The 24,559-nt window shown below is 48.7% G+C and carries 20 protein-coding genes; 7 read left to right on the top strand and 13 right to left on the bottom strand.

Going from position 1 to position 24,559, the window contains the following annotated elements; all coding sequences use genetic code 11:
- The first annotated feature begins 21 nt into the window (after positions 1–21).
- Positions 22–1,899, top strand: a complete 1,878-nt coding sequence (locus ACYU8Y_RS18795) for a glycoside hydrolase family 13 protein (RefSeq protein ID WP_460939601.1) — start codon at positions 22–24, stop codon at positions 1,897–1,899.
- Between the two features lie 96 nt (positions 1,900–1,995).
- Here ACYU8Y_RS18795 and ACYU8Y_RS18790 read toward each other — a convergent pair whose 3' ends face one another.
- From ACYU8Y_RS18790 to ACYU8Y_RS18780, 3 genes are read right to left on the bottom strand one after another with little or no spacing between them, the layout of a single operon-like run.
- Entirely contained in the window at positions 1,996–2,220 is a 225-nt protein-coding gene (locus ACYU8Y_RS18790) for an SDR family NAD(P)-dependent oxidoreductase (RefSeq protein ID WP_460939600.1), read from the bottom strand.
- Positions 2,221–2,249: 29 nt separating this feature from the next.
- Positions 2,250–2,639 carry a DoxX family protein gene (locus ACYU8Y_RS18785; protein ID WP_460939599.1) on the bottom strand — a complete coding sequence of 130 codons (390 nt, stop codon included), beginning with the start codon at positions 2,637–2,639 and terminating at the stop codon, positions 2,250–2,252.
- 52 nt (positions 2,640–2,691) lie between these two features.
- Positions 2,692–3,408: a DsbA family oxidoreductase gene (locus tag ACYU8Y_RS18780; protein ID WP_460939598.1), complete on the bottom strand. Its 717-nt coding sequence runs from the start codon at positions 3,406–3,408 to the stop codon at positions 2,692–2,694.
- 250 nt (positions 3,409–3,658) lie between these two features.
- Between ACYU8Y_RS18780 and ACYU8Y_RS18775 the strand changes: the two genes are divergently transcribed.
- Positions 3,659–3,973 carry a winged helix-turn-helix transcriptional regulator gene (locus ACYU8Y_RS18775; RefSeq protein ID WP_460939597.1) on the top strand — a complete coding sequence of 105 codons (315 nt, stop codon included), beginning with the start codon at positions 3,659–3,661 and terminating at the stop codon, positions 3,971–3,973.
- Between the two features lie 651 nt (positions 3,974–4,624).
- Here ACYU8Y_RS18775 and ACYU8Y_RS18770 read toward each other — a convergent pair.
- Positions 4,625–5,452 (bottom strand): alpha/beta fold hydrolase, encoded by an 828-nt coding sequence (locus ACYU8Y_RS18770; RefSeq protein WP_460939596.1) that lies wholly within the window; start codon positions 5,450–5,452, stop codon positions 4,625–4,627.
- Positions 5,453–5,653: 201 nt separating this feature from the next.
- Here ACYU8Y_RS18770 and ACYU8Y_RS18765 point away from each other — a divergent pair, with 201 nt between their 5' ends.
- A complete protein-coding gene (locus ACYU8Y_RS18765; protein WP_460939595.1) occupies positions 5,654–6,256 on the top strand; it encodes a Crp/Fnr family transcriptional regulator in 603 nt (200 codons plus the stop codon).
- 146 nt (positions 6,257–6,402) lie between these two features.
- Positions 6,403–7,197, top strand: coding sequence for an alpha/beta fold hydrolase (locus ACYU8Y_RS18760; protein ID WP_460939594.1), 795 nt, complete (start codon positions 6,403–6,405; stop codon positions 7,195–7,197).
- Between the two features lie 265 nt (positions 7,198–7,462).
- Here ACYU8Y_RS18760 and ACYU8Y_RS18755 read toward each other — a convergent pair whose 3' ends face one another.
- From ACYU8Y_RS18755 to ACYU8Y_RS18740, 4 genes are all read right to left on the bottom strand, one after another.
- Complete coding sequence (locus ACYU8Y_RS18755) at positions 7,463–8,044, bottom strand: Crp/Fnr family transcriptional regulator (protein WP_460939593.1); 582 nt, start codon at positions 8,042–8,044, stop codon at positions 7,463–7,465.
- A gap of 224 nt (positions 8,045–8,268) precedes the next feature.
- Positions 8,269–9,147, bottom strand: coding sequence for an NmrA family NAD(P)-binding protein (locus tag ACYU8Y_RS18750; RefSeq protein ID WP_460939592.1), 879 nt, complete (start codon positions 9,145–9,147; stop codon positions 8,269–8,271).
- Between the two features lie 301 nt (positions 9,148–9,448).
- Positions 9,449–9,880, bottom strand: coding sequence for a hypothetical protein (locus tag ACYU8Y_RS18745; protein WP_460939591.1), 432 nt, complete (start codon positions 9,878–9,880; stop codon positions 9,449–9,451).
- Positions 9,881–9,892: 12 nt separating this feature from the next.
- The gene (locus tag ACYU8Y_RS18740; protein WP_460939590.1) at positions 9,893–10,435 is read right to left on the bottom strand and encodes an RNA polymerase sigma factor; all 543 of its coding nucleotides are present in this window, start codon (positions 10,433–10,435) and stop codon (positions 9,893–9,895) included.
- A 329-nt stretch (positions 10,436–10,764) separates the two neighbouring features.
- Here ACYU8Y_RS18740 and ACYU8Y_RS18735 point away from each other — a divergent pair, with 329 nt between their 5' ends.
- Together ACYU8Y_RS18735 and ACYU8Y_RS18730 are read left to right on the top strand one after the other, a co-directional pair.
- The gene (locus ACYU8Y_RS18735) at positions 10,765–11,109 is read left to right on the top strand and encodes a hypothetical protein (RefSeq protein WP_460939589.1); all 345 of its coding nucleotides are present in this window, start codon (positions 10,765–10,767) and stop codon (positions 11,107–11,109) included.
- Between the two features lie 105 nt (positions 11,110–11,214).
- On the top strand, positions 11,215–13,635 hold the full coding sequence (locus ACYU8Y_RS18730) for a TonB-dependent receptor (protein WP_460939588.1): 2,421 nt from the start codon (positions 11,215–11,217) through the stop codon (positions 13,633–13,635).
- 47 nt (positions 13,636–13,682) lie between these two features.
- Here ACYU8Y_RS18730 and ACYU8Y_RS18725 read toward each other — a convergent pair whose 3' ends face one another.
- The 5 genes from ACYU8Y_RS18725 to ACYU8Y_RS18705 form a co-directional block, all read right to left on the bottom strand.
- Positions 13,683–14,843: a serine hydrolase domain-containing protein gene (locus ACYU8Y_RS18725; protein ID WP_460939587.1), complete on the bottom strand. Its 1,161-nt coding sequence runs from the start codon at positions 14,841–14,843 to the stop codon at positions 13,683–13,685.
- Positions 14,844–14,917: 74 nt separating this feature from the next.
- On the bottom strand, positions 14,918–15,748 hold the full coding sequence (locus tag ACYU8Y_RS18720; protein WP_460939586.1) for a helix-turn-helix domain-containing protein: 831 nt from the start codon (positions 15,746–15,748) through the stop codon (positions 14,918–14,920).
- A 1,271-nt stretch (positions 15,749–17,019) separates the two neighbouring features.
- Complete coding sequence (locus ACYU8Y_RS18715; protein WP_460939585.1) at positions 17,020–18,105, bottom strand: ligand-binding sensor domain-containing protein; 1,086 nt, start codon at positions 18,103–18,105, stop codon at positions 17,020–17,022.
- A 313-nt stretch (positions 18,106–18,418) separates the two neighbouring features.
- Positions 18,419–20,194 carry a RagB/SusD family nutrient uptake outer membrane protein gene (locus tag ACYU8Y_RS18710; RefSeq protein ID WP_460939584.1) on the bottom strand — a complete coding sequence of 592 codons (1,776 nt, stop codon included), beginning with the start codon at positions 20,192–20,194 and terminating at the stop codon, positions 18,419–18,421.
- A 30-nt stretch (positions 20,195–20,224) separates the two neighbouring features.
- Positions 20,225–23,563, bottom strand: a complete 3,339-nt coding sequence (locus ACYU8Y_RS18705; protein WP_460939582.1) for a SusC/RagA family TonB-linked outer membrane protein — start codon at positions 23,561–23,563, stop codon at positions 20,225–20,227.
- 552 nt (positions 23,564–24,115) lie between these two features.
- Here ACYU8Y_RS18705 and ACYU8Y_RS18700 point away from each other — a divergent pair.
- Positions 24,116–24,508: a hypothetical protein gene (locus ACYU8Y_RS18700; RefSeq protein ID WP_460939581.1), complete on the top strand. Its 393-nt coding sequence runs from the start codon at positions 24,116–24,118 to the stop codon at positions 24,506–24,508.
- Positions 24,509–24,559: the final 51 nt, after the last annotated feature.

The raw sequence follows: 24,559 nt of genomic DNA, 5'->3' as shown, positions 1-24,559 counted from the left end.
GCACTCCACGACGGCCAACTTATGAAAAGAATCACGTTTACGCTACTCGTTTTCCTATCGACCTGTCTATCGGTTGCCCTGGCGCAGGCCGTACAGATTCAGCGGGTGAACCCCACAAATTGGTGGGTGGGTATGAAAAATCCCAACCTGCAACTGCTGGTTTATGGCCCCAATGCCGGAACGTTGACTTATACGATCAACTATGCCGGGGTAAAGCTCCTGAAGACGCATACTGTCGAAAACCCCAACTACGCTTTTCTTGATCTGACCATTGCGCCGACCGCTAAAGCCGGTACAATCAGGCTTGTAGGGAAGCGTGGAAACCAGACCCTGACCCAGCCATTTGAGCTGAAGGCCCGCGACAAAACCCCGAAAGGGCAGGGCGTGACGGCGGCCGACTTCATCTACCTGATCATGCCGGACCGGTTTGCCAATGGTGATCCGGGGAATGACAAATTTCCGGATATGCTCGATAAGGAAGCCGACCCGAAAAACCCATACCTGCGCCACGGGGGCGACTTCAAAGGCATTATCAATCGGCTCGATTACCTGAAAGATCTGGGCGTTACGGCACTCTGGCTGACCCCCGTGCTCGACAATGACGAAACGTTGAAAAAGGAAGGTCCCGACCGAAACCAGGCGGGCTATCATGGATACCATTTCACGGACCATTATGCCATCGATAAACGGTTTGGTGGCAGCGCAGGTTATATCGAACTGGCCAAGGCACTGCATGCCCGTGGTATGAAACTGGTGCAGGATGCGGTCTATAACCACATTAGTGACGACCATTGGTTTTTTAAAGATAAACCCATGAAAGACTGGGTCAACGAGTGGCCCAGCTATACCGGTTCGACCCATAAAGAGCAATCGCTTTACGACCCGCACGGGGCCACTGCCGATAAGAAAACCCTGCTGGATGGCTGGTTTACGCCTTTTTTGCCGGATATGAATCAGCGTAACCCCTTTGTTGCCAACTTCCTGATTCAGCACGCCATCTGGTCGACGGAGATGTTTAGCCTCGATGCCTGGCGTATCGATACCTACAAATACAATGACCTGGCGTTCCTGAATCGCTGCAATCAGGCGCTGATGGACGAGTATCCAAAGATTCATCTGTTTGGCGAATCGGTCGTGAACAACCCGGTTGGACAGGCCTTTTTTGTGAAAAATACGGTGGGTTTTCCCTTTAAGAGCAATCAGCCGGGTGCCCTGGATTTTGTGCTGTACAATGCCTTCAACGATGCGCTGAATCAGAAATTCGACTGGGATTCGGGCGTGAACCGGATTCATCAGGTACTGGCGCAGGACGACGTGTATGCCGACCCCAATAAGCTGGTTACCTTTTTGGAAAATCATGATACGGATCGTTACTTATCCGTTATTGGCGACGATTACGATAAGTATAAAATTGGGGTTACGTGGCTGCTCACCACCCGCGGCATACCGCACTGGTACTACGGCACCGAAATCTTGATGAAAGGCACTAAAAATCCGAGTGATGCCGAAGTACGCAAAGATTTTCCGGGAGGTTTTCCAGGTGATAAAGAAAATAAATTCGAGACGGCCGGGCGTACCGACAAAGAAAATGCAGCCTATCGGTTTGTGCGCCAATTAGCTACGTACCGGCGCGATAACCCGGTATTGCATACGGGCAAGCTTATGCAGTTTTTGCCGCAGGATGGCACCTATGTATACTTCCGCTACAATGGGAGCAAGACCGTAATGGTCGCGACAAACATGGGTGACAAGGAAGTTTTACTCGATACAGCCCGTTTTGCTGAACGGATGGCTGGCTTTACGTTGGCCCGCGATGTATTGACCGACGCTAAACTGACCGACCTGAAAATGGTAAAGCTGCCCGCCAAATCGGCGCTGGTACTGGAGTTGGTAAAATGAGTTTTGTTCATCAGGCCAACACGGATTCTTCAACAATGTTGAAACACCGGGTTTCGAAAAGTCCGCCTATAAAAGCCCACTTCATAAAGGATACCCTTAATACACCTGATAGAGTGCCCGAGTAAGGCTTTCCCGGTCCAGAATATCGACTTGGAAAATGCCTGCCGCAATGCCCTTGGCTTGCAGTTTGCTTTGGAGCGGGGCAAGTTTCCCGGTATTTCTGGATAAGAGGGCTACGTTGTAGCCCTGCAAACCAAATTTTTCAGCGATTGCCAGCCCGACACCAGGGCCAGCTCCGATAATGGCGATTGTTTGTGCCATAACGTAGAGAAGATTATTGGAAGTGAGAACTACGAAATATGGGGGTTTCCTTTAGGCTGAAACAGTTGCTGCCAGGCCCAATACGAAACACCCGCAGCGGCAAGAATCAATAGGGTAACGCCCCATTTTTGGGGGCCGCCATGGGTGGCCATCAGGGTGTAGGTTGCCCCCATGAAATAAAAGATAAAACCGAAATAGGCGGCTTGCTGGAAGCGTCGAAGCGCAGGCACCAGAATGGTAATGGCGCCGACCACTTTAACGACTCCGAAAAAGGGCATGAAATAATCGGGTAGTCCCAGCGATCGGTTGATTTGGACCAACTGGTCAATCATAAGGATGTTGAAAATACCCGCTAAGCCAACTAGGGCCAGAAATAGCGTGGATAGCCAATAGATTAGTCTTACGTGTTTGGTATTCATGATGGATTGATGGTTGAGAATTGTAATGGGTCTGATTTACTGTCCATGAACATTATTTACAGTCACCGTCCGGGGTGCATACCACTCCTTCGATGATGTCTATTTTCTTACGTTCAGTGTGCGCCCATTGCGCATAGGCCGTAGCTAGTGCCTGAGCGAATACCTTGGGTTGTTGAGCACCGCTAACCGCCTGGGTTTGATTGACCACAAAGAAGGGCACACCGATGGCTCCCATTTGTCGTACCCGCTGGGCGTCCTGGCGAACGTCGTCTTTATAAAGATCGGATTGTAAAACCTGCTTTACTTCCTCTGGTTGCAGTCCTACCTCCGTGCTCAAGACGAGTAAAGTCTGGTAATCGCTCAGTAAAGCCCCCTCGGTGAAATAAGCCCTGAAAAAGCGCTCTTCCAGTTCATTGGTCAGGTTATACTTTTTGGCCAATTGAATGAGCCGATGGGCATCCAACGAATTGGTGATCTTGGCCTGATCCAGTCGGTAATCCAGGCCCGCATTTTTGGCGGTTTGCACCAAGGTTTTATGAACCTGAATGGACCATTCGCGCGGTTGCCCCTTCAATTCGGCTACATAATCATAAAAGCTGATGTCGGGGCGATAAGTCAATTCGGGGTTAATCTGAAAGCTATGCCAGACAACCTTCACGGAGTCCTTGGCGGGAAATTCAGCAAGTGCTTTTTCGAAATTTCGCTTACCGATATAACAAAAAGGACACATGATGTCACTCCAGATATCGACGCTCATTTTTGTGTTCATGTCGTGTATGCTTTTGTGTTGAAAAACGTGTGGTCTCGACGGCTGACGAACGGCTAAAAAGCTCATTATTAAGCTAATTCAAGTTTGAGGATGTATCATGCGCTAATTGATAGGCGTCGCCCGTTTGTTTTCCTTACCAAAAGTAGCTACGTTTGGTAACCAAAAGTTATCAGTTACCCCTAGGTAATCAGTTACCTTTGGGTAATCAACTAAGAAAGCTATGCCTAACTACACCGATTGTTTATCCGCTTTGATCCCTATTAGAGATGCGTTGGAAGTCGTGAACGGCAAATGGAAACTGTTGATTTTAGTTTCTATTGGGGTGGGCAATCATCGGTTTCGGGAGATACAGCGCAGTATTCCCGGCCTTAGTACGAAGGTCTTAGCCAAGGAGTTAAAAGACTTAGAAGAGAATGGATTGATCAAACGGACTGTTGACGATGGCTACCCTGTTTTAATCACCTATACCACGCTGCCTTATGCGGAAACATTGGGGAGTGTTATTGAGGCTTTGAAGAACTGGGGCGTCCAGCACCGGGAGCATATCATGGGAGCCGTGGCCTAACGACCACTTGGCGCAGCAGAAGGTACGGAATGCATGAAAGTTGGAACCGGTCTGGCTATCGTCAGACAGCTCTCTGTGCCTTACATCCATTCTCCAAAAAACCTCCCACGTGAGATGAAGTAACGTTCATAACTAGGCTGTAGTCTTAGGCGATGAAATACTCAAAAATCTGCTTATTAATTGGGACGTTTAAAGAGATGGATAGAAATAGCTTACTTCATTTACTAGAGGGCTAACTAGTATGCTTAACACAAGTACAGTATAAGACTTCTTATGTTGCAGGACAAAACAAAGATTGATATTGGGAGTCCCTTTGCCGTTTCGTACCGCACAGGCGGCCCTGCGTAAAAGCCGTCACTTAACCAATCTGGTGTAATGTAGGCGGGATAGACCAGCAAAGTCGGTTTAGATTCAATAAGCCATACCTTTTTGAACTTAGTCGCATAAGGGCTTTGTCAATTAAATTCTGACCAAAATGGAGATCAGAAAATAGGGACAACAACTCTTTCGGCTTTGACTTCATGATATCAACTGACCGTAAACTATTCCCATTCGGCAAAAAGTCCCTTAATACCCTAATAAAAGGCCCTCTCATAACTGACTTATGAGAGGGCCTTTTTAATTTTTATATCGAATTCTTTCTGAAAAGAATTATTGTCCTGCTTTAGTTAATAAGATGGCTACCGAATCCGGTTTGGCTAAGAAGGCCGAGTGGCTGGTGTTTACTTGATACACTGTTCTTACGCTGCCGGATGCGATCATTCTGTCTTGCAGGCCAGGCGAAACCACACGATCCTGTAGGGTTTTAATATAAACCTTCTCCACTGAGCCAAAATTAGCCGCAGTCAATGTCACCGGATTCGTAAATGGAATGGCTGGTTCAGGGCGGTAATTCTGTACTACAAGATTTTGTACCTCTACTGAACCATCCTGGATAAAGACCTTCACGAGTTGGTCATGTAACACGTCAAGGGTTCCGTTCGCATTTTGAGTCAGTATAGGAACATGATTAACCGAGTCACCAAGGGCTGAGCCAGCATCGGTACCAGCAAGAGACAATAAGGATTGCCCCGACGAAGGAAGATAAGCGGCCAGATAGACAAGTTTTTCAATTTTTGACGGATTCTGCTCAGCAACAGCAGAAATGATCATGCCGCCTAAGCTATGGCCCACCAGGATAACTTTGCCGTTTATTCCCGACATGGCGTTAAGAACGTTGTCTCTGTAACTGGTCAACGTTAAGGTGGAGGGAACGGTTTGGTCGCTGCCGTGGCCAGGCAGTTCCACAACGGTCACATTGTTGCCTTCATTGATCAGATTGGCTTTTACGGCATCCCATACATAAGGAGCCTGCCATGCGCCGTGTACCAACACATAATTTTTGGCAACGGGTTTCACGTCATCATTCTTTTTTGAACAAGAGGTGAACAGGATAGTAGCCGTAGCTACAGACAGGAAGAGTAAGATAAGTTTGTGCATGATTTGGGGTGCCTAATTGTTTAGGACATCACAAACCTCGGGCTCTGTTGCGGCAATAAGTTTAACCCAGGTTAAAATCGAAAATAAGGCAAAGCAGTCCCCCTGAAAGCAACCCATACGGTGATCAATCCGTAATGAGGAGGCACTATATAATCGGCACATGCCGTTAGTCGCTATTACTAAATTTTATATTTTTAGAGCATGGTGGAGAATAAAATAGAAACAGAGATCGACTTATTACGAACGGTTTTAGGCTCTGCCGGTATGAAACCGGAAGCCTTTGACCTGTCATTACCGTACTGGCAATCAAAGCAGTATAAAAAAGGTGAGTTTTATAATGAATATAGAAATGTTTGTAAGCACCTTGGCTTTGTGATCAACGGGGTATTTAGGATATACCGGGTAAATAATGATACCGGTGAAGAAAAGAATATGCTGTTCTTTACCAATCACCAGTTTGTAGCCTCCTATAAAAGTTTTTTAGCCCAAACAGCCTGTGATTATTACACGGAGGCTATGGTTGATTCGCATATACTCTATATACACATTGATCATCTGAATGAACTGTATGGACAATCACACCAGTGGGAACGGTTTGGACGGATTGTTGCCGAAACGGCTTTTCATGAAGTTATGAGCAATACCGAAGGTTTTCTATTTAAAACGCCGGAAGACCGCTACCGGGAAATGATGGAGAAACACCCAACTATTTTTAATTCGGTACCCCTTTATCATATTGCCTCTTACCTGGGTATCCAGGGGCCATCCTTGAGCCGGATTCGTAAACGAATGGTTGGAAAGTAAAAACAGGCACCTTCTGGCTATGCCTACTGAAACCCGCTAAACAAGTTTTTAACGGGTTTTTCGATTTTAACCTGGGTTAAACTTATTGCCCCGCTTAGCCCGAGGTTTGTGGTGTCCTAAATATAAACAAGTAGGCACCTCAAATCATGAAAGCAACAATAATAGCAATGGCCATGAGTGTACTAGGTTTTTCGGCTCAGGCCCAAAACACAACCAGCAAAAATTCTAAAACGGTCGTACTTGTTCACGGCGCCTGGTCAGATGCATCGGCATGGAATGCCGTAACCCCTTTATTAACGGCTCAGGGCGACGAGGTGATTACGGTTAACCTGGCAGGCCACGGGAAAGATACCACTTCCTTTGCCGGTATCACCTTGAAAACGTATGTTGACCAGGTAAAAGCAGCGATCGGCACCCGCACCAATGTGGTTTTGGTGGGACATAGTTTTGCCGGACTGGTAATCAGCCAGGTGGCCGAAGAAATCCCTTCACAAATCAACAAACTGATCTATCTGGCAGCAGCCCTTCCGCATAATGGCGACAGCCTTTTAGGCCTGGCAAAAGGCGACCCAGCCTCGCATATCGGCAAGTTTCTTACCGTCGATAAAGAGCATGGCGCGGCAATCATTGCGAAAGAAGGGGTAGCGGATATTTTCGCGGCCGATGCCCCTCAGCCGGTTCAGGAATACCTGGCAGCTACTATCAAATCAGAACCCCTGGTGCCTCTCGCTACCCCGGTACAGCTGACGGAAACGAATTTCGGGAGCATCAGGAAGGTGTATATCCACACAGAAAATGACTATGCGATCAGTTATCCTGCCCAACAATACATGGTAAAAAACAGCCAAGTTGATAAAGTGTATACACTGCAAAGCAGCCATACGCCCTTCATTTCGATGCCGGACAAACTGGCTGCCATACTAATTGCCGAAAGCAAGTAATAGCCCAATGAACAGCAAAAAATAAATTCTTCGTATCGGGCTTCTTCTTCCAAGAAGAAGCCCGATCATAAACTAAAACATAATGTCACTTTCTTTAACCAGGAGCACCACCACAGGTACGCAAGAAACAGTGCCAACTACCTTTATTGATGGAAACGGTGATACCGTTTTTTCGAGCAGTACCAAGAAGTTATCACTTAGGACCTGTAGCAGCGAAATTTTCAACGTTTAAGATAGAGGGTATGTTCGCTAACCTTAAAGGGAGTTAACCTTTGATCTGCCGGCGAATGCGACTTAAGGACTGCTGAGTAATGCCCAAATAAGAGGCTACATCCCGCTGGGACACCCGCAGGGCGACTTCCGCCTGGAGCAACAGAAACTTCTGGTAGCGAGCTACCGCCCCTTCGCCCAGGTACTGATGGCGTAGTTGAATCTTTTCTAATAAGGTGCGCTGGGTGATCCCCTCAATAAGGGCCTGTAAATAGGGTAGTTGCGTGTACAGGGTCAATAAACGACCACGCGGCAGGACCAGCAGTTCGGTGGAACAAGCCGTCTGGATCCCTTCTGTTGCCGGAACCTGGTTGGTAAAGCTATCGAGAATCGTGCAAAGTTGATTAGTCTTTAAAAAGAAGTACGTTGTTTGGGAACCGTCTTCGTGCTGGCCCACAATGCGCAACACCCCGTTGACAATGAAGAATAGCTCCTGGCATACTTGCCCTGGCTGCACCAGGATTTGGTTTTCCGGCAGTGCTTGGTAACGTAATGCCTGAGCCAATAGGGCCTCATCCGCTACTGAAATAGCCTGAAAGAGCCGTAAGTACTCAATGAAAGGCTGGGTCGTAAGCATGGCAGGGCTATCGAATCGACTTTTCCACAGATAAGGTAGTCACTAAACCAATCAGAATGAACGTTGTTTTGACCACACCGATCAATTGATGCCAGCAATCTGAACGGCTTGCCGGGCCACTTTTCAGCAACTTCAGGCCTCAACCACGCTCCTTAATCGGTGGTTCACTATAGCGATCCTAAGCCATTTGGGATGTTGGTAAGGAGGGGCAAAAAGGGAATTAATTAGCGTGACCCTGTAACCACGAATTGCCGTAAGGCGTCTTCCAGCAGGGTACGCCCGGCATGAGATTCGGTGCCCACATGGGCGAAGTCAATCCAACCGCGGTTGAAGCCCGCAATCATCTCAGTCATCAGGGTGGCTGCAGCCGCACTCATGCCCCACGAGCGGTAGATGTCAGGATGGTTGGCGGCCGGTACAACGACCGTGCGTAGGGGCCGATTTAGTAAATAGCTTAAGCAAGCCGTCACATCATCGGGTGAGTAGGAGCAGGGCCCACCCAGTTCCAACACACGTGGACCGGTCCAGCTTTCCCGCAACGTAGTAGCGGCCAATTGGCCAATATCTTGAGTGGCAACCATGGGAATCGGCCGGTCCGTTGGCTGGAGTAGGCTTACCACCTGGCCGCTTTGGCGGGCGGGCTCCAGTAAGGCTTGAAAATTTTCCATGAACCAGGCTGCCCGAATAGCCGCTGTGGGCAGGGGGAGTTGGTTGAAGGCCTGCTCCATGTCGTGCAGCTTACCAATGGCGCCCAAGCCCCGGTCGTGTTGGGCGCCGACGGAGGAGAGATAAACGACTTTAGGGACACCTGCGGCTAGTAGAGCGGTGGAGAGGGCGGTTACCATAAGTCGATTCTCGCCTAGGGGGTCTTCAACGGACACTAGGGGTGGGGTGGCCACAAAGGCACCGGCAACGTCGGCGAAGGCGGCTTGTAGGGCGGTTGAATCGTGTAGATCGGCCAGGGCAACTTGGGCCCCTTGTGCGGTCCACTCCTTCGCTTTGAGGGGGTTACGCAGCACGGCTCGGACGGGCTGACCCGCAGTTAGCAAGGCGCGAGCGGTTGCTCCCCCTACCTGGCCGGTTATTCCTAGAATGGCAAACATGACAAGTTGATTAGTAGGCCACAAAGGTCTCTTGTAGCCTCCAACCTTGATTTACCAAATGGTAAAAAGCGCTGGCAAAGTTGAGTGTTGACGAGGTAGTAGCTTGGTAAGTGTATGATTGGCTAGCCACCTAACGGTTCGATCTATTTGGCACATAGACACTGATTTCTTAATGATTTGTCCGGCGTAATCAGTAACGTACGCTTTAGAATCCTTGTCTTTTAAAACGGGTGTCCGTTGAGATAGCTACTTCACCCCAGGTTTCGGCCTCTCCTTGACTTAAAACAAGTCGGTCAAGTGGCTAGCGACTCCAGGCATTGACTTGCTGGCGCATCCACTGGGGATTCGTTAGCTGTATCCCTAAAAACAGACCCACCCCTACGAGTAATGACCCACTGTGCTGGATGACAACCAGCTTAGTCTGCCGGGCCAATTCAGCATCCACGAAGACCAGTAAGCTATACCCACCCAGCACCGATACCAGAAACAGGGCTGCACAGAAAAGGTGAAAACGAACATCACTCCGCCGATGAGCCCGCTGTTCAACCTGTTGACGAACCCGGCGGGCAAAGCCGTAGGGCAAGCCCACCGTAGGCGGAGGAGTGCGTAGTTGGCTAAATAAAGCCTGGTAGGCCAACAGGTCGGCTTGCTCATCGGAGGAGGTCGCGGGGGAAGGCGAGTCGGGTGCTCCGTCGAGCCACTCCTGAAGCGATTGATCGCGTGTATCGTCCATACTGAAATAGAATTAGCGGTGTTGACTGAGTTTAGTTTTTAGCAACTGGCGCGCCCGAAATAAGTAACTCTTCAGCGTACCCTCCGGGATGCCGGTGATGCCCTGAATCTCGGCTAACGAAAACTCGTTCAGATGGTATAACGTCAGAACCGTTCGATAGTGCAGGGGCATCTGTAAAATGAGTTGATGTAAATACGCCCGTTCATCTTGGATGCTGAGCAGTTGTTCGGGCGTCTCCTCGGTAAAGTAAAATGAATCGAGTTCAGGAGGCTTATCGGGTACTGGTTCGCGCCTGTATTTCTTGATGTAATTGATGGCCGTCTGGTAGGCAATGGTGGCAATCCAGGTCGATAGTTTCGACTCAAAGGCGAAGCGGTGCAGATTTTTATGCACTTTAATGAATACCTCCTGGCAAATATCTTCCCGATCCTGCTGATTTTTAGCCAGCCGAAAAACCACGTACAAGACTAACTGTTGATACTGGTTGACCAGTTCTTCAAAAGCGTTGTAATCGGGGCGCAGCACCCGGGCTACTAAGTCTCTTTCATCAACCATAATCAGTAGTCAAGGCTTACCGGCGGGCGGTTGCAAAAGAGCGTAAATTTTTTCATCAGCCACGGCCGGGCTACTAAGTCTGCACCAATCAAACCGATAGTTTCCTGAGCCTGTCCGTATTAATTTACAGGGCAAATGCTTGACCGTCAATAGATTGGTCCGTGACTAATTCATTTGTTTTATTTTTTTTTGGCTGATCTGCAACCGAGTCGGTTCTCGCGTTGACTACTTGAGCAAAACCCACTGATCAACGATTGGGGATCAGGCAACAAAGTCAACCAAACGGACCCACTGCCGCTGGGCAGCCAAACAACATCTGCTAACGAGCCATGAAACAACTCCTGCCTTTTTTTATCGTCATTCTCTTTTTAGTCCTGGTCGCCATCTTTATTCTGGCCCTGCTGAAACACCGTCTGAAAAAGCGAATCATTGAGTCGGGGAACCTCGACGAAATAAGCCTGAAAGTGCTGGCGCAACTGGCTAGCTCCGAAGACGAAGCCCTGAAATGGGGACTTATTTTGCTGACCTCCGGCCTGGGCCTGATCGTGCTGGAGTTTGTCCCGTTCTCCGCCGATGAGTCGCCCTTACCGTATGGATTGGAGATGGTGTTCACGGCGAGTGGTTTCCTGCTCTACCACGTGCTGATTAAAAACAAGAATCAGCCCCCCGTCTGATTGCTCCCCTGGCGCTTATCGCGATTCCACCTACTGTAAAAAAACAAGGATAGCTAGTCCTCAGGGATTGCTATGCCCAAAATTCACCATTTATCACGCACAACCATGACGTTACGTTTTGTACTCCGCCCACTTCTCCTGCTCTTGATTGCGTTTGTCGGGCATCTGGCCACCGGGCAAACCCTACCAGCGCCCCTCTCGCTCAAAGGCCGCGTTATCGACTCGCTCACCAACAGCCCCCTGCCCTTTGCCACGGTTGCCTTGCAGGGGGGCGAAAGCGAGCGTATGCTGGTTACCCAGGAAGACGGGACATTTTCGTTCCTCTCTCTCAAACCCGCCACCTACCAGGTGCAGGTGAGTAGTCTGGGCTATCAGCCTGTCGGTAAGCAGGTTCAGCTAACCGGCACATCCGTTGAACTGGACCCGTTTCGTCTGGTGAGTCAGTCGAAGCAGTTGGCTGAAGTAGCCGTCAACGGGGTACGTCCCCTGATTGAGCGGCAAGCCGACCGCATCAGCTATAACCTGAAAGCAGACCCCGACAGCAAGAGCAATAGCGTGCTGACGATGCTGCGGAAAGTGCCTTATCTGTCGCTGGACGGGGCCGATAATATTCTGCTGAAAGGGAGTACCAGTTTTCGGGTGCTCATCAATGGCAAACCGTCGCCTAGTCTGGAAAACAACCTCAAGGCAGTCCTGCAAAGTATACCGGCCTCGACGATCGAGCGGATCGAGGTGCTGACCATGCCCCCGGCGAAGTATGATGCCGAAGGCTTGACGGGTATCATCAACATTATTACCGCCAAACGCACTAAGGAAGGCTACAACGGGACGATCAACGGACAGGGCAGTTTTCCCAATGGCGGACCGGGGGCGGGTACATCGTTCACCATGAAATCGGGTAAGTTTGGCTTATCGGCCAATGCCGGGGCCAACTGGCTGATCAATCCGACCACCCAGGAAGCGAGTGATCGTTTTAGCCGGGGCGACTCACCCACCTGGCTCCAGCAGCAGGGCACTCAGTCGGCCAACAGCCGCACGGCCTACGGGAGCGCGGAACTGAGCTATCAACTGGATTCGCTGGCGTTGCTGACCGCTCAGGTTAACTACAATGGGAGTCGGCTGACCAACCGAATGTCTCAACAATCCTCACTGGCCGGTACAGGGGGCTTGCAGCAATACTACGATTTGCGGAGTGAAAACCAGAGCAACGGTTCGGGCCTGGATGCGGGACTGAACTACGAGCGCGGATTTAAAGCGCATACGAATCGACTCTTAACGGTATCCTACTTGTTCAGCACCAACCAGACCGAGCGATCAGGAAACGTGTTGTTTGGCCAGAAAGTGAATGTCAACACACCGGACTACCAGCAGGAAGACCAGCAACACTTCGGGGAGCATACGTTTCAGGTGGATTACCGCACGAGCCTCAAAAAAATCGTTACCGAGCTGGGGGTGAAAAGTATTTTCCGCACCAATCGCAGTGACTACGATTACCGCTCGTTTCAGGAGGCCGCCCATCAATTCGTTTCCGTGCCCGCGCTGGCCAATCAGTATACCAACACGCAGACGGTACTGAGTGCCTATAACTCGTATCAGCTCACGACCCAGCGCTGGCAAGTCAACGCGGGGTTTCGGCTGGAACGGACGCTGATGCGGGCGAACTTCGTAACGAGTGCTACGGTTGCTGATCAGGACTACCTCAACGTGGTGCCGTCCGTATCGATCAGTCGGGCAATGCCCCATGAAGGCAGCCTGACCGCGGGGTTTTCGCAGCGGATTCGTCGTCCCGGCATCAACCGGCTCAACCCGTACGTAGATCGGTCGAACCCCAGTTATGAAGTGACGGGTAACCCTGGCCTGCGCCCGGTGGTGTTGAACGACATTCAGCTGAGCTATGGCTTTAACAACAAGCTGTCGGTGAATGTGATGGCCGACTACGGCTTTATGAATAACCTGGACTTACAGGTGGTTCATTTCAATCCCCAGACGCAGATCACCCAGGTAACCTATGCTAACACGGGGCATTCGAGCAATTTGGGACTGAATGTGAATCTGGGTTATTCAAAAGGAATCTACCGAGCCAACCTGAACGGAAATGGCATGTATCTGTGGCTGGCGGGCGATGTGGACGGACAGCCGGTGACCAATAACCTGCTGATGTATTCGGCCACGCTTTCCAACGTAGTTCGTCTCAAGCAGGGCTGGGCACTCAACGCCGACCTGAGTCTGACCAGTGCCAGTCCAACGGGCTTACAGGGCCAAACGAACGGCTTTTTCTACAGCGCTTTTAATTTTAGTAAAGAACTGCTCAAGGATAAGCTAAGCCTGTCGGGCGGGATCAAGAACCCGTTCACTACCTATCGCACGCAGATCAATACCACGGAGGGTCCCCGCTTTAGCCAACGCTACCAGCATCAGCTTTACTTCCGCTCCATTTCCCTAAGCCTGACCTACAATTTTGGGGGCTTGCGGGATCGGATTAACAAGAGCCGGGTGGGCATTGATAACAGCGATCTGGCGAAGTAGGCACGAATGCCGATTCAGCTTACGGTCAGGCACCTCACATCCTATGGTCAACGTGCACTGGTAAATTGCATGAGTAGATCCGTAATTGACTTTTTGTCCACTACATATTTGTTACTCAGAAATACACCACCCAAATCCGTTGCTGGATTGAAAAACAAAAACGCGCTAACCCCCGGATCATCTCCATCATGACCAATCGTCCCATTCACGTACAGATTCCAAAAGATACCCTTGTTGCGGGTGGTTAAACGGATACCTTTGGGCGGGGCTTCTTTGGCAAACTGGGGCGTAAACATCCGGGTATACGATGCTCTTTTCAAGAGTTTCCCCTCGCCCTGGTAACCCTGTAGTAAGGCAATCAGATACTTGCTTAGATCGGACGTATTGGTGCGCAGGCCCCCGTCTGGATACGTGATTAGATGATAGAAAGGTAAAACCGAAAAGTTATCATCGTAGGGGCGGGCATACTGCTTTAAGCGCTTCGCATTCAGAAACCAGCTTGTTTGACGCATGTGAAGTGGACGGAAAATGTATCGCCTGGTAAAGTCGGCATAGCTCATGCCCGATTTGATCTCCACCAGATAGGCCGCCAGCGCGGAGCCAATATTGCTATAGCTGGATGAACGACCAGCGGCATCGCTGCCGAAGTTTTGTTTGCCGTAATATTGCCCCTTCTCACAAAGGTAATCGTACATAAAACGGGCTAGTGAACGGTCTTTTATTTGCTGGTTGAAACCCAGTTTTTTCAATTTGGCGTAAGCCACCGGACTATATCCCGCCAGTGTGGTGTCAAATTGGTAGGTATCATAAAAGATAGCTGGATTGTCAACAATGCCGGAGGTGTGGTTGGCTAACTGTCGCACGGTGATTGGGCTGGTAGGCGCATTCGGATTGACCACCTTGAACGGAAGGATGGTGTTGATATCGGTATCTAAATCAAAATAGCCTAATTCAATCGCTTTCATCAAGGCGACGGCCGCGAATGTTTTACTGACCGAACCAATAGGTTGGATGCTCCTGGTACTGTACTTAATCTGCTGCCCGATATTGGCGTAGCCAAAATTATGCTGATAGATAATTTTCTTCTCGTTCACTAATACGACGGATAGGCCCGGTAAGCTGTCCTTCTGGTAGACCTGCTGCAAGGCCCTGGTCAACGTATCAAACCGAGATTGTCCAAAGGTCATGGACAGGGTAGCACTAAACATGAACACTAAGTGGATGATAACTCTTTGGCTTCGCATACGATTCGTTTAGGCCAAAAGTACTCATCGAAAACCGGTTACGATTGTAAAAAATCGAAATGTGGGGCAATCGGTAGCAGGTAGTGATCAGCTCTAAAGGCGGAGGGCAACTCGCCTAACACCCGCTGATAAGCCCGGATGAAATGGGCCTGGTCGTAGTAGCCATGCCGATAGGCCAGCTCCCCTAACGTAGTGGTGTGTTCACGATGGTGCAGCTCACTAATGACTTGCCTGAGCTGAAGGATACGCTGCATTTCTTTCGCGGTGGGACCAATCAGACGCCTAAACTGCTGCTCCATTCTGCGCTGGGAGTATCCCGACCGGCGAACCATATCCGCAATCGTCTCCTGGTTAACCAGTCCCTTCTGTAAGTGGTTAAAGGCCCATTGGATGAAATGAGTGTCGGTGTTGGGATGTAAGCAACTAGCAAACGTGTCACACACCTTGTCTATAAGGACGGTCTCATTAACCCCATTTAGAGCAGCCATCGTTTCATATTGGGGGCTATTAACCGCTTGTAGGCTGACCGCATCATCGGTAAATTCGTTTGCCGGAATGTTGGTAATCATCGACGGCACCCAAGGCTTTAATTGTACCATGATGGCCTTGGAATAAGGTTTCATCACGATGCCTACCTTCTTGGTCATTTGGCCGGACAGGTAAATTCCAGCCGCCAACTGAATTGGATGACCGGCGAACGTTAACGAGATGCCGTTGCCGCTGATGAAAGCCAGCGTACAGCAGCCGTTGGGTAAAGCGTATTGGGGGGACGAAGAAACAGAGTTGAGGTGATTATCGAGAATCCAGACCTTTTGAATACAGTCTCTGTAAGGTTCACGAATGGCTATTTCGCGGTAGGTGAGTAGCATAAGTCAATTAGTCATGGAGCAATTCATCGTGCTCGTAACTTAAGTTACTATAATTTTCACTACGTCAGCCAGGTGCGCAGGTTGGGGCCTATTTGGAAGCTCAGTAAAGGGGTGGCTATAAGCTGCTGCTGCTCATGCCAAAAACAAGGGATCAAACGGAACATTTGAAAGCCGTTCCGACTTTTGCAACAACCGTTATCAGTATGGTAACCTGGTAAACTTATCTGGTTAAGCAGTAACCAATGGCCAGTTGAACTGTAAATGAACCGTGTAATTGACTACTAGGCTTATTAGCATTGACTTGGATACCTGCCGAAAAGTCGTAGTAAAAGCGCTTGGGAGGCAACTGTCGTTGAAAACCCCACAGGAGCCGGACATTGACGTTATTACCTAATCCCAAAGGATAGGTACTCTGGTAAAGACTTTCTTCGCCCCAGTGGGCAACAACAGGGGAAGTATAGTAAGCCCCTACGCTCAGGTAGTTGCCACTGTTGTAGTGTACATTCTTGCCCGCTCTAAGACGACGGTCTAGATTATAGTAATACCGGGCGCTTAAGCTAGCTTGAACCCTGAGTGATCGATACCAAGTGGTAGGCCTACTTTGTTCACTATGGCTAATGTAATCAGTACGTAAGTTGGCCACTGAACTAAGCGATATTTTCCGTGTAATGCGCAACTCGTGGCTCAATCCAGGTCTGACAAAGTTGTAAAGACCAGCTCGCCACAGCGATTTTCTCAGTAAAGACGCGGTTGAATCGGATTGTGCGACACTAGTTAAAGGGAGGCTAGCGCAGCCAAATAGCAGGATTGACTTAACAAGATGTGTCCACATTGTTGTGTTCTTTCAGAGAAGACCTTATCAACAGGTCGCTAGTTGGAAACCCGTGTCTTTGTACTGTATAGTCAATCTTATAATAACTCAGAAGCCGTTTTTAGTGGTCCTTTACTCGCAATAAAGAGTGCCAAACCACAGATATTCCATGATTTTATTCTCCCGCGTGGCGGCCGCCCTTTCCAAGTTACAATCCAGCCTGTTTTCAGGGCCGTAAGCGGTAGTTGATCTTGGAATAGTTTAATAATATAACACAGATAGCTGCGGTCCGCCACTGCGGTTGCAAAAGTCTATTGAACCATTACCATATTAGCTAAAGGATATGCTCTCAGGCTAGATACTCGTATGTGGTCATTCTCGAAAAACGCTTCACCTTGAAACGAAGGAGTCTTAGGCATCTACTTCTTAAATGGCGCGTTTTGAGAAACAGCTACACCCCTTATTTTTGACCCTCTCTACCTTTATAGTCCGAATAGTTGATAAATGTTTTTTCATCGAAAAGGTAGAGGCCTGTTGCTCTCGTACCTACCCAAAGTTTTCCGGTTTTATCGTCCAAAACTTCCCAAATCCAGGGATTGATTAGGCCATCATTAAAACAAGTGAACGACTTTCCATCGTAACGGCTAAGCCCACCAGCACCACCAAACCAAAGGTTGCCGTTCCTATCGTCAATAATTCGCGTAATAGCACCAATCGTCAAGCCATCGCTTGCCGTAAAGCTTGTGAATGATTTGCCATCATAGCGGTAGGCCCCACCCCAATTGCTGAACCAAATATTCCCGTTTTTGTCTTGCAACTGAGGCCAGGCCCAATTTTGACCAATTCGAATCGAATCCCTATCCCTGGGGTAACTTAGTTCCTGTGGTTTAATGTTGATGACCGATGTCCCATCATACCGATACACTCCTTCGTTACCGCGCCCACCAAACCAGATGTTACCTGCTTTGTCCTCTAAAATATGCTCCACGTTATTGTTACTGCTCGCTAAGCCACCTGCGCCTTCATTAACGGTAAACGGAGTAAAGGATTTGCCATCGTAGCTATAAACACCATCAATGGTTGCGAACCATAGTTTTCCACTTTTTGCCTGCATGATACTGAATACCCAATGCAAATTGCCGTATAAGTGATTCTTGTTGGGGGGCTGGTTTTTTCGTAACGGAATCTGAATTGTGCTAAATGTTTTACCATCGTAACGACAAAGTCCCACTTTAGTCCCTACCCAGATTTTACCATCTTTATCTTCCAACAGGCAATAAATATCATTACTGTTTAGCCCATTAGTCACTAAAAATTGGGTAAACGTCTTCCCGTCATATTTATAAAGACCATTTTCTGTGGTTCCAAACCAGAGGTTACCGGCTTTGTCCTGCAAACCACATTGAACATTACCATACTTGGGGGAACCTATGGTTTTTATGAGTTTGGGGTGGTCGATTCCCTTTTCTTTTTTGGCTGGGCCGTTGCAGGCAGTGCCCATAACAAACAGCAACAACAGAGCATATACGTGTATTCGTTTAGACATTTCTCTTTTTGTAAGGATATCAACCACAGCGGTCGGCCGCAAACCTACAAGTCCTTGTGCTGAAGTGTGGGAGAGGGCTTGTAAAAGAATGTTAACGAAAGGTAAAAGCAGCCGTTTCGGCGGTCCGACGCATCGGCGGTCCGACGCTTCGGCGCAGGGCCCTGCATGTATAGATCTGGCGGCTAACACTACGTCACCTAAAATAAAAAAAATCCAGTGGCTCGACATGGTAACCATTAGTCGGACCAACTGGATTTTTCCTGAACTAGCAGACAATGTCGGACGATAGCCTACATCATTAACTTAAAAGCATTTAATAGCCCGGATTTTGCGTAAGTATTCCTGGACCACTTAGATCGATCTGACGCTGTGGTATCGGGTAATAATCTTTAGTACCCGTAATAAATTTACCGCCCCGGACGTCAGTCGTAATGGTCGATTCATACTGAAAGAAAGCATTCAGGGTTTTCTCCGCAGTACCCCAGCGAACCAAATCAAAGAAACGGTGCCCTTCCATACCCAATTCGAGTTTACGTTCCAGATAAATTGCCTTCAAGGCATAATCTTTGCCCTGGGCGGCAAAAGTGCCCGCCGGGTACTGAGCAACAGAATAATTGGCGGCCGGTGTCGAAGAAAACCCAGCGAGTGGATCGGCATCATTGCTGTATTTGTATACCCAGCCTTCCTTGTTGGCAGCCCGCTTGCGTACTAGATTTACGTACTCCTGGGCTTTATTGAAGTTACCCAACTGCGCTTCAGCTTCGGCAGCCATCAAAAGCACATCCGAGAAGCGAATCAACATGGTGTTAATCGCACTACCTGGTGCCCAGCTATTCTGATCGGAATACTGCGCCTGCGTGGCTCGCCAGTAAATATTCTTTTTGGGTGCGTAAGGGCCTCCATAGCTCTGCGCTCGTACCCAATCCTGTCCCGGATGAATGCCCCAGTCCAGGTAGGGCAATCCCCTGCGACCAACCGTCCAGTCTAAGCGTGGATCTACCGGACCCGTATCCGGCGTAAATGATTGAGCCGAAGTGAGACCCATATCATTTTTAACCGGATGTGAATTGTAATCATCCAGATAGGGTAAGCCGTTAGCGTCGGTTCGGAACGAATTAACCAGATCCTGCGTCGGCTGGTAAAATCCACAACAGCTGAAGGGTCCGTTATACGGGAAATTTAACATATCACCCTGATTGGCATTCGCAATGGTGTTGGTGCCATCGTTCGCCACGTTCTGAATAGCGAATACCGATTCCGGACCATTTTCCATTGCCGGATTAAAGTTGTCGAAAAACTTAGGCAATAACCCATAGGCAAGGCCATTCGTTGTTTTTCCCTGGGTGATAACCTGCGTAAAGAGCGTTTGTGCCTGGGTGTATTTATGCTCATACAGATACGTTTTCGCTAAGTAAGCCCCGGCCGCCCATTTGTTTGCCCGCGAAACATCCGACTGAGTTTCCGGCAAATTGGTAAAAGCGTACTGAAAATCGGCTTCGATTTTAGGCCAGATGTCGTCGGTGTTCGGCTGATTGAAATTGGTCGTTGTTTCATCAATCCAGGGCACCTTATTGAACATTTTCTTTAGGTCGAAGTAATAATGCGCCCGCAGAAAGCGAGCCTGCGCTTCGATGTTGGCCCGGTCGGCATCCGTTAAATCGGTAACGCCTTTTAAAATACGTAATACCGTATTGGCGCGCGTCACTCCCTCATAAACGGCTTTCCATTTGCTGTTGAAAAAACCATTGCTGGGGTCGGCGGTGAACTTGACAATCGGATCGATACTGGCCTGATCAGATCCATCACTTCCTTTGTGGGCTTCTCCACCAGCCAGACTGCCATAAATCCAGTTGTCGGGCGAGGCTTCCCAGGCATTACCTCCACCCAAAGCCGTAGCATCGCTGGCCTGGCCATCCAGGGCCGCATAGGCGGCTATCAACAACGCTTCAACACCTTTTGCATCGGTCAGAACCTGATCACTTAACGCGCCCAGCGCGGGTTGTTTCAGAAAATCGTCTTTACAGGAGTAAGAGAATAAGCTGACGGTCAAAGTCGTCAGCGTGATGAAAGCGTATGAGAACCGTTTCATATACACGTGTTGAATGAGTTGGAGCGACGACTAAAAAGAAAGATTAACACCAAACAGATATTGACGCTGATTTGGATAAGCGCCGGTATCGATACCAAAGCTGGTATTGTTGTTCGCGGTGTTTGTGATACCGGTTAATTCTGGATCTATACCAGAATATTTAGTGATCGTAAATAAATTGGCCGCCTGTACATAGACCCGCAGCCGGCTTACCCCCAGTTTCTGTAGCAGACTACCCGGTAGCGTGTAGCCCAATTGAACATTTCTGGCCCGTAAATACCCACCATTTTCAACAAAATAGGAGTTCGGAACACTGGCCGTGCTAAACGAACCGACTGTTTCCTGAATGGGTGCTTTGGCATCGTGGTGATCGGGCGTCCAGGAGTCATATAGGGCGGTGTGGCTTTTAGCCGAATAAAATGAACTGGAAAAGTCATGCCACCATTTCAAGTTGTTCCAGATTTTATTGCCCGAAACGCCGTATAGGAAGATACTGAAATCGAAGTTTTTAAATGTTGCCCCTATGTTCAGACCGTAACTGAATTTAGGATTTGGATTACCCAGAAATGTGCGGTCATCATCCGTAATCTGGCCATCGCCGTTCGTATCGGCATACCGGAAACGACCCACCGCTACGTCAGTTTGATACGTTGCATTCGGGTCGCCGGAGGCTTGTTGAACGCTGGTGTTAGCGGCATTTATTTCTTCCTGCGAATTCCAGAACCCGGCTACCTGATAGCCAAAAAACTGGCTTTGTGCATGCCCGACGGCGTTACGGACAACGTAGCTGCCGTTGAAGTTGAGCGATTGTTCGTCGAAATAAGGGGTATCGTTCGAAATACTTTGAATCTTATTATTGTACGTAGTAAACGTCAGCGTTGTATTCAATTTCAGATCCTGCGTCAGGTCGAGGTCGGTCGTAGCAGACAGATCGAGACCATCGTTTTTCATGCGCGCAATGTTAATAAACGGAACGGCCCCCTGTCCCGTCGTACCGGGCCGCTCCGGATTATAGAGCAAGTCGCGAATATCTTTGCGATAATAATCAACGGACAACTGAAGTTTTCCTTTGAATAAGGATGCGTCGAGACCAATATTGGAGTTCACGTTTTTCTCCCATTTTGCATCCGGGTTCCCGATTCGGTTTCGTTCAAAACCCTCGTTGATTACCGAATTAGAGCCGGTTATTGGGTAATAGGACGACACCCGGCTGCTGGCATACGTCGTAAAAGCATTCGCTGGGTCTACGTTGAGCTGGTTACCCATAATGCCATAGCCTCCCCGAATTTTCAGGTCGTTCAACCACAAAATACCTTTCATGAAGGCCTCATCGGAAATACGCCAGCCAGCACTCACCGCCGGAAACCAGCCGTACTGGTAATTTAAAAACCGCGACGAACCATCGCGCCGGAGTGTCGCACTCAACAGGTACCGCTCCTTAAAATTGTAATCTAACCGACCCAGATAGGAAAACAGAGCATCCTGACTAATGTCGCTATAGTTGTTTTTGGTACCCGAGCCCGTCGATAAATTGACATAGTTGGGGTCGAACGAGAAGTAGCCCAGCGTTGTCCCGCCAACTTCACGGTATCGGTTTTTATACGCTTCGGTACCCACCACTACCGTTACGTTATGCATTTTTTTGAACGTATTGCGGTACGTAACCGTGTTGGTCCAGGTCCAGTTGTTGCCGCTGGTAGCGCTCTCACTGTATGAGTTTGTTTTTGAGTTCTCCGAATTTTCGTACTGAGGATAGGAAAACGAGTGAAAACTCGACGAGGCAAATTCACCACCAAAGCTAGTGCGGGCCGTAACGTGCTTTAGGAAATCGACTTCGGCGAATACGTTGCCGAACAGCCGGTTAGACAAGCCCCGGTTGTTGAGCGTCCTCGCCTGCATGGCAACCGGATTAAAGGCATCGCCAAGACCGGAGCCATACCCACCGGCATAGTTGCCGCGAATATCATACACGGGAATAATCGGTTGCGCCCGGTAGGCCATACCAATAGTGCCGCCGGGGTCGTTGATCGAGACTTGCGGGTTATCCGTGATTGAATACGCCAGATTTTCGCCAAGCCGAATGTGGTCGTTGACGTTATACTGGCTGTTGGAGCGAATCGTATAGCGTTTGAGATACGTATCGATCAGCGTACCCTGCTGATTGAAATAGTTGAGCGAAAACAGGTAATTACCCCGGTCGCTGCCGCCCGTTACTGAAATATTATGGCTGGTGATTGGTGCCGGTTTAAAGATGGCGTGAAACCAGTCTGTTCCTTCTTTATTCGCCTTTACAATCCGGTAGAAATCATTCACATCGTCCGGATTCGAGTAATTTGGATTGACATTATACAAGGCTTCATCAACTGTTTGCGCGCCGGCGGGTGCAATGTAATTGGGGAGCACAGGTGTTGCTCCGTTTCCGTACTGGGCATCATTGATCGGCTCACCGGGATTCGTGTTTTTTAGGGCTACCCATTTGAGATCAGCCATCTCCTGCGGAGACAGGATATTCCAGACATTCCCTTGCCTGACCCGTTGCGAACCATAATAGGCATCATAACTAACTTTAACCTTTTCATTTTTGCTGCCCCGTTTGGTCGTCAGAATGATTACGCCATTAGCGGCCCTCGACCCATATATCGAAGCGGCACCAGCATCTTTTAATACTTGCATCGAAGCAATATCATTCGGATTAAGGTCATTGATCGTCGAGGTCGGTACGCCGTCCACGACGTAGAGGGGCGAGTTATTACCGAACGTATTGATACCCCGAATACGAACCTGGGGCGCCTGGCCCGGCTGACCGGAGGTTTGTATCGTAACCCCCGAAGCGCGTCCCTGCAACTGATCGGTTATCTGGGCGGCCGGTTGCTGATTGAGTTCCTTAATGTCAATGACAGCTACCGATCCGGTCAGGTCGGCTTTCTTCTGGGTACCATAGCCGATCACCACCACTTCACCCAGCGATTTGGCATCGACGACTAAACGGATTTCCAGCGTAGTACGGTTATTCACGGCTACTTCCTGAGTAGCATAGCCAATGGAGGAGATAATCAGGACAGGTGTGCTGTTTTCTGGAACATTCAGGGTGAATCGACCTTCACCGTCGGTTGTTGTCCCGACCGATACACTTCCTTTTAAGACAATTGTTGCACCGGGTAGGGGAGAGCCTGTATCGTCGAAGACTTGTCCGGTAATTGGATAAAGAAATGTCGCAATAGTATTCGGATTGGCATCTCGTCGGTTTGTAAGGTGTATGGTTCTGTCATGAGCAAGCGTCGGGCTCATCAGCGCTATAACCAGAAATAGGGCCAGGCTATTTAGGATGCTTATTTGCCGTAGTTGAGTGAGGTATAGTTTTCTTAACATGCGTTTATCGAGTTGGTTGATTGGTTGTTACTAAGATGTTTCATTGGACAGGAATGAGTGAGTAAGGTCTGTTACTAGCCTGGTAAGTAGAAGTTATCATTTGCTTTTGTCGTAAGCGTATGCCCGAGCGACCGTAGCCACAATGGGGAAGGCCAGCTTATGTTGGTATGGTAAAATTTTCGGTTCAATTAATCGCATGGGAGAACGAGCTAGCTTGTTTTAATAAAGTTCTGGTGGGAATGATCGGCTAGTTATTCATCCTCAATACACAGGTTGTTTTAAACTACGCGTACCATTGCTCCGCAAAAATAATATATCCGGAATTGGGCGATTGTCGAAATAAAAAATTAATATTTTTAATTAATTAAAAATATTGTATTATACTTATGTCTATTATGAGGATATTAAAAAACATGTATCAGACAGGTAGAAAGCACTACGCTGGTGGGTCAACTTCATAAATTGGGCTTTTCATAAAATGGATAACCGACAAGTAGTTAGCCTGACGTTTTGTGCGCTCGTTGAAAGCCGGTGGCTACGGTCTACCCCACAATGGCAAAACTTGACATGAACGATATTGGTGCGTTCATGCCAAGTTTTGCAACCGCCACATTAGTTAGCAAACTGATCCTCAAAAAAGTCAGTATTGACCCTGGTGAGCCAATAACGATACGTTGTGTTTTGACTTTTAACTCATTGTTTTTCTACGGTGAGCACGGCTTCACTATGAATGGGATGACCATTGTTGGTGATACCCTCAATGACCACGCGGTAAGTACCTATTTGGTCAGCCGTATAGAACGAAAAGGTCAGGGGAGATTCATGAGCGGTCAGTGTAACAAGAGGATTCCAATACAGGGTAGTACGGTCATCCCTGGTCGGAGCTACACTGCTGGAATGAGCATAGCTAGGCGAGCGAAATGGCAGAGGCTGATCAAAATCTAATGCTGTTATAGCCTGAAAAAGGCTTTAGGTGAAAAATTAGGTTGAACGTTC

The organism is Spirosoma humi (assembly GCF_054776575.1).
Note: the sequence above shows the minus strand (reverse complement) of the source record. Positions and strands in the feature narration are given on the sequence as shown.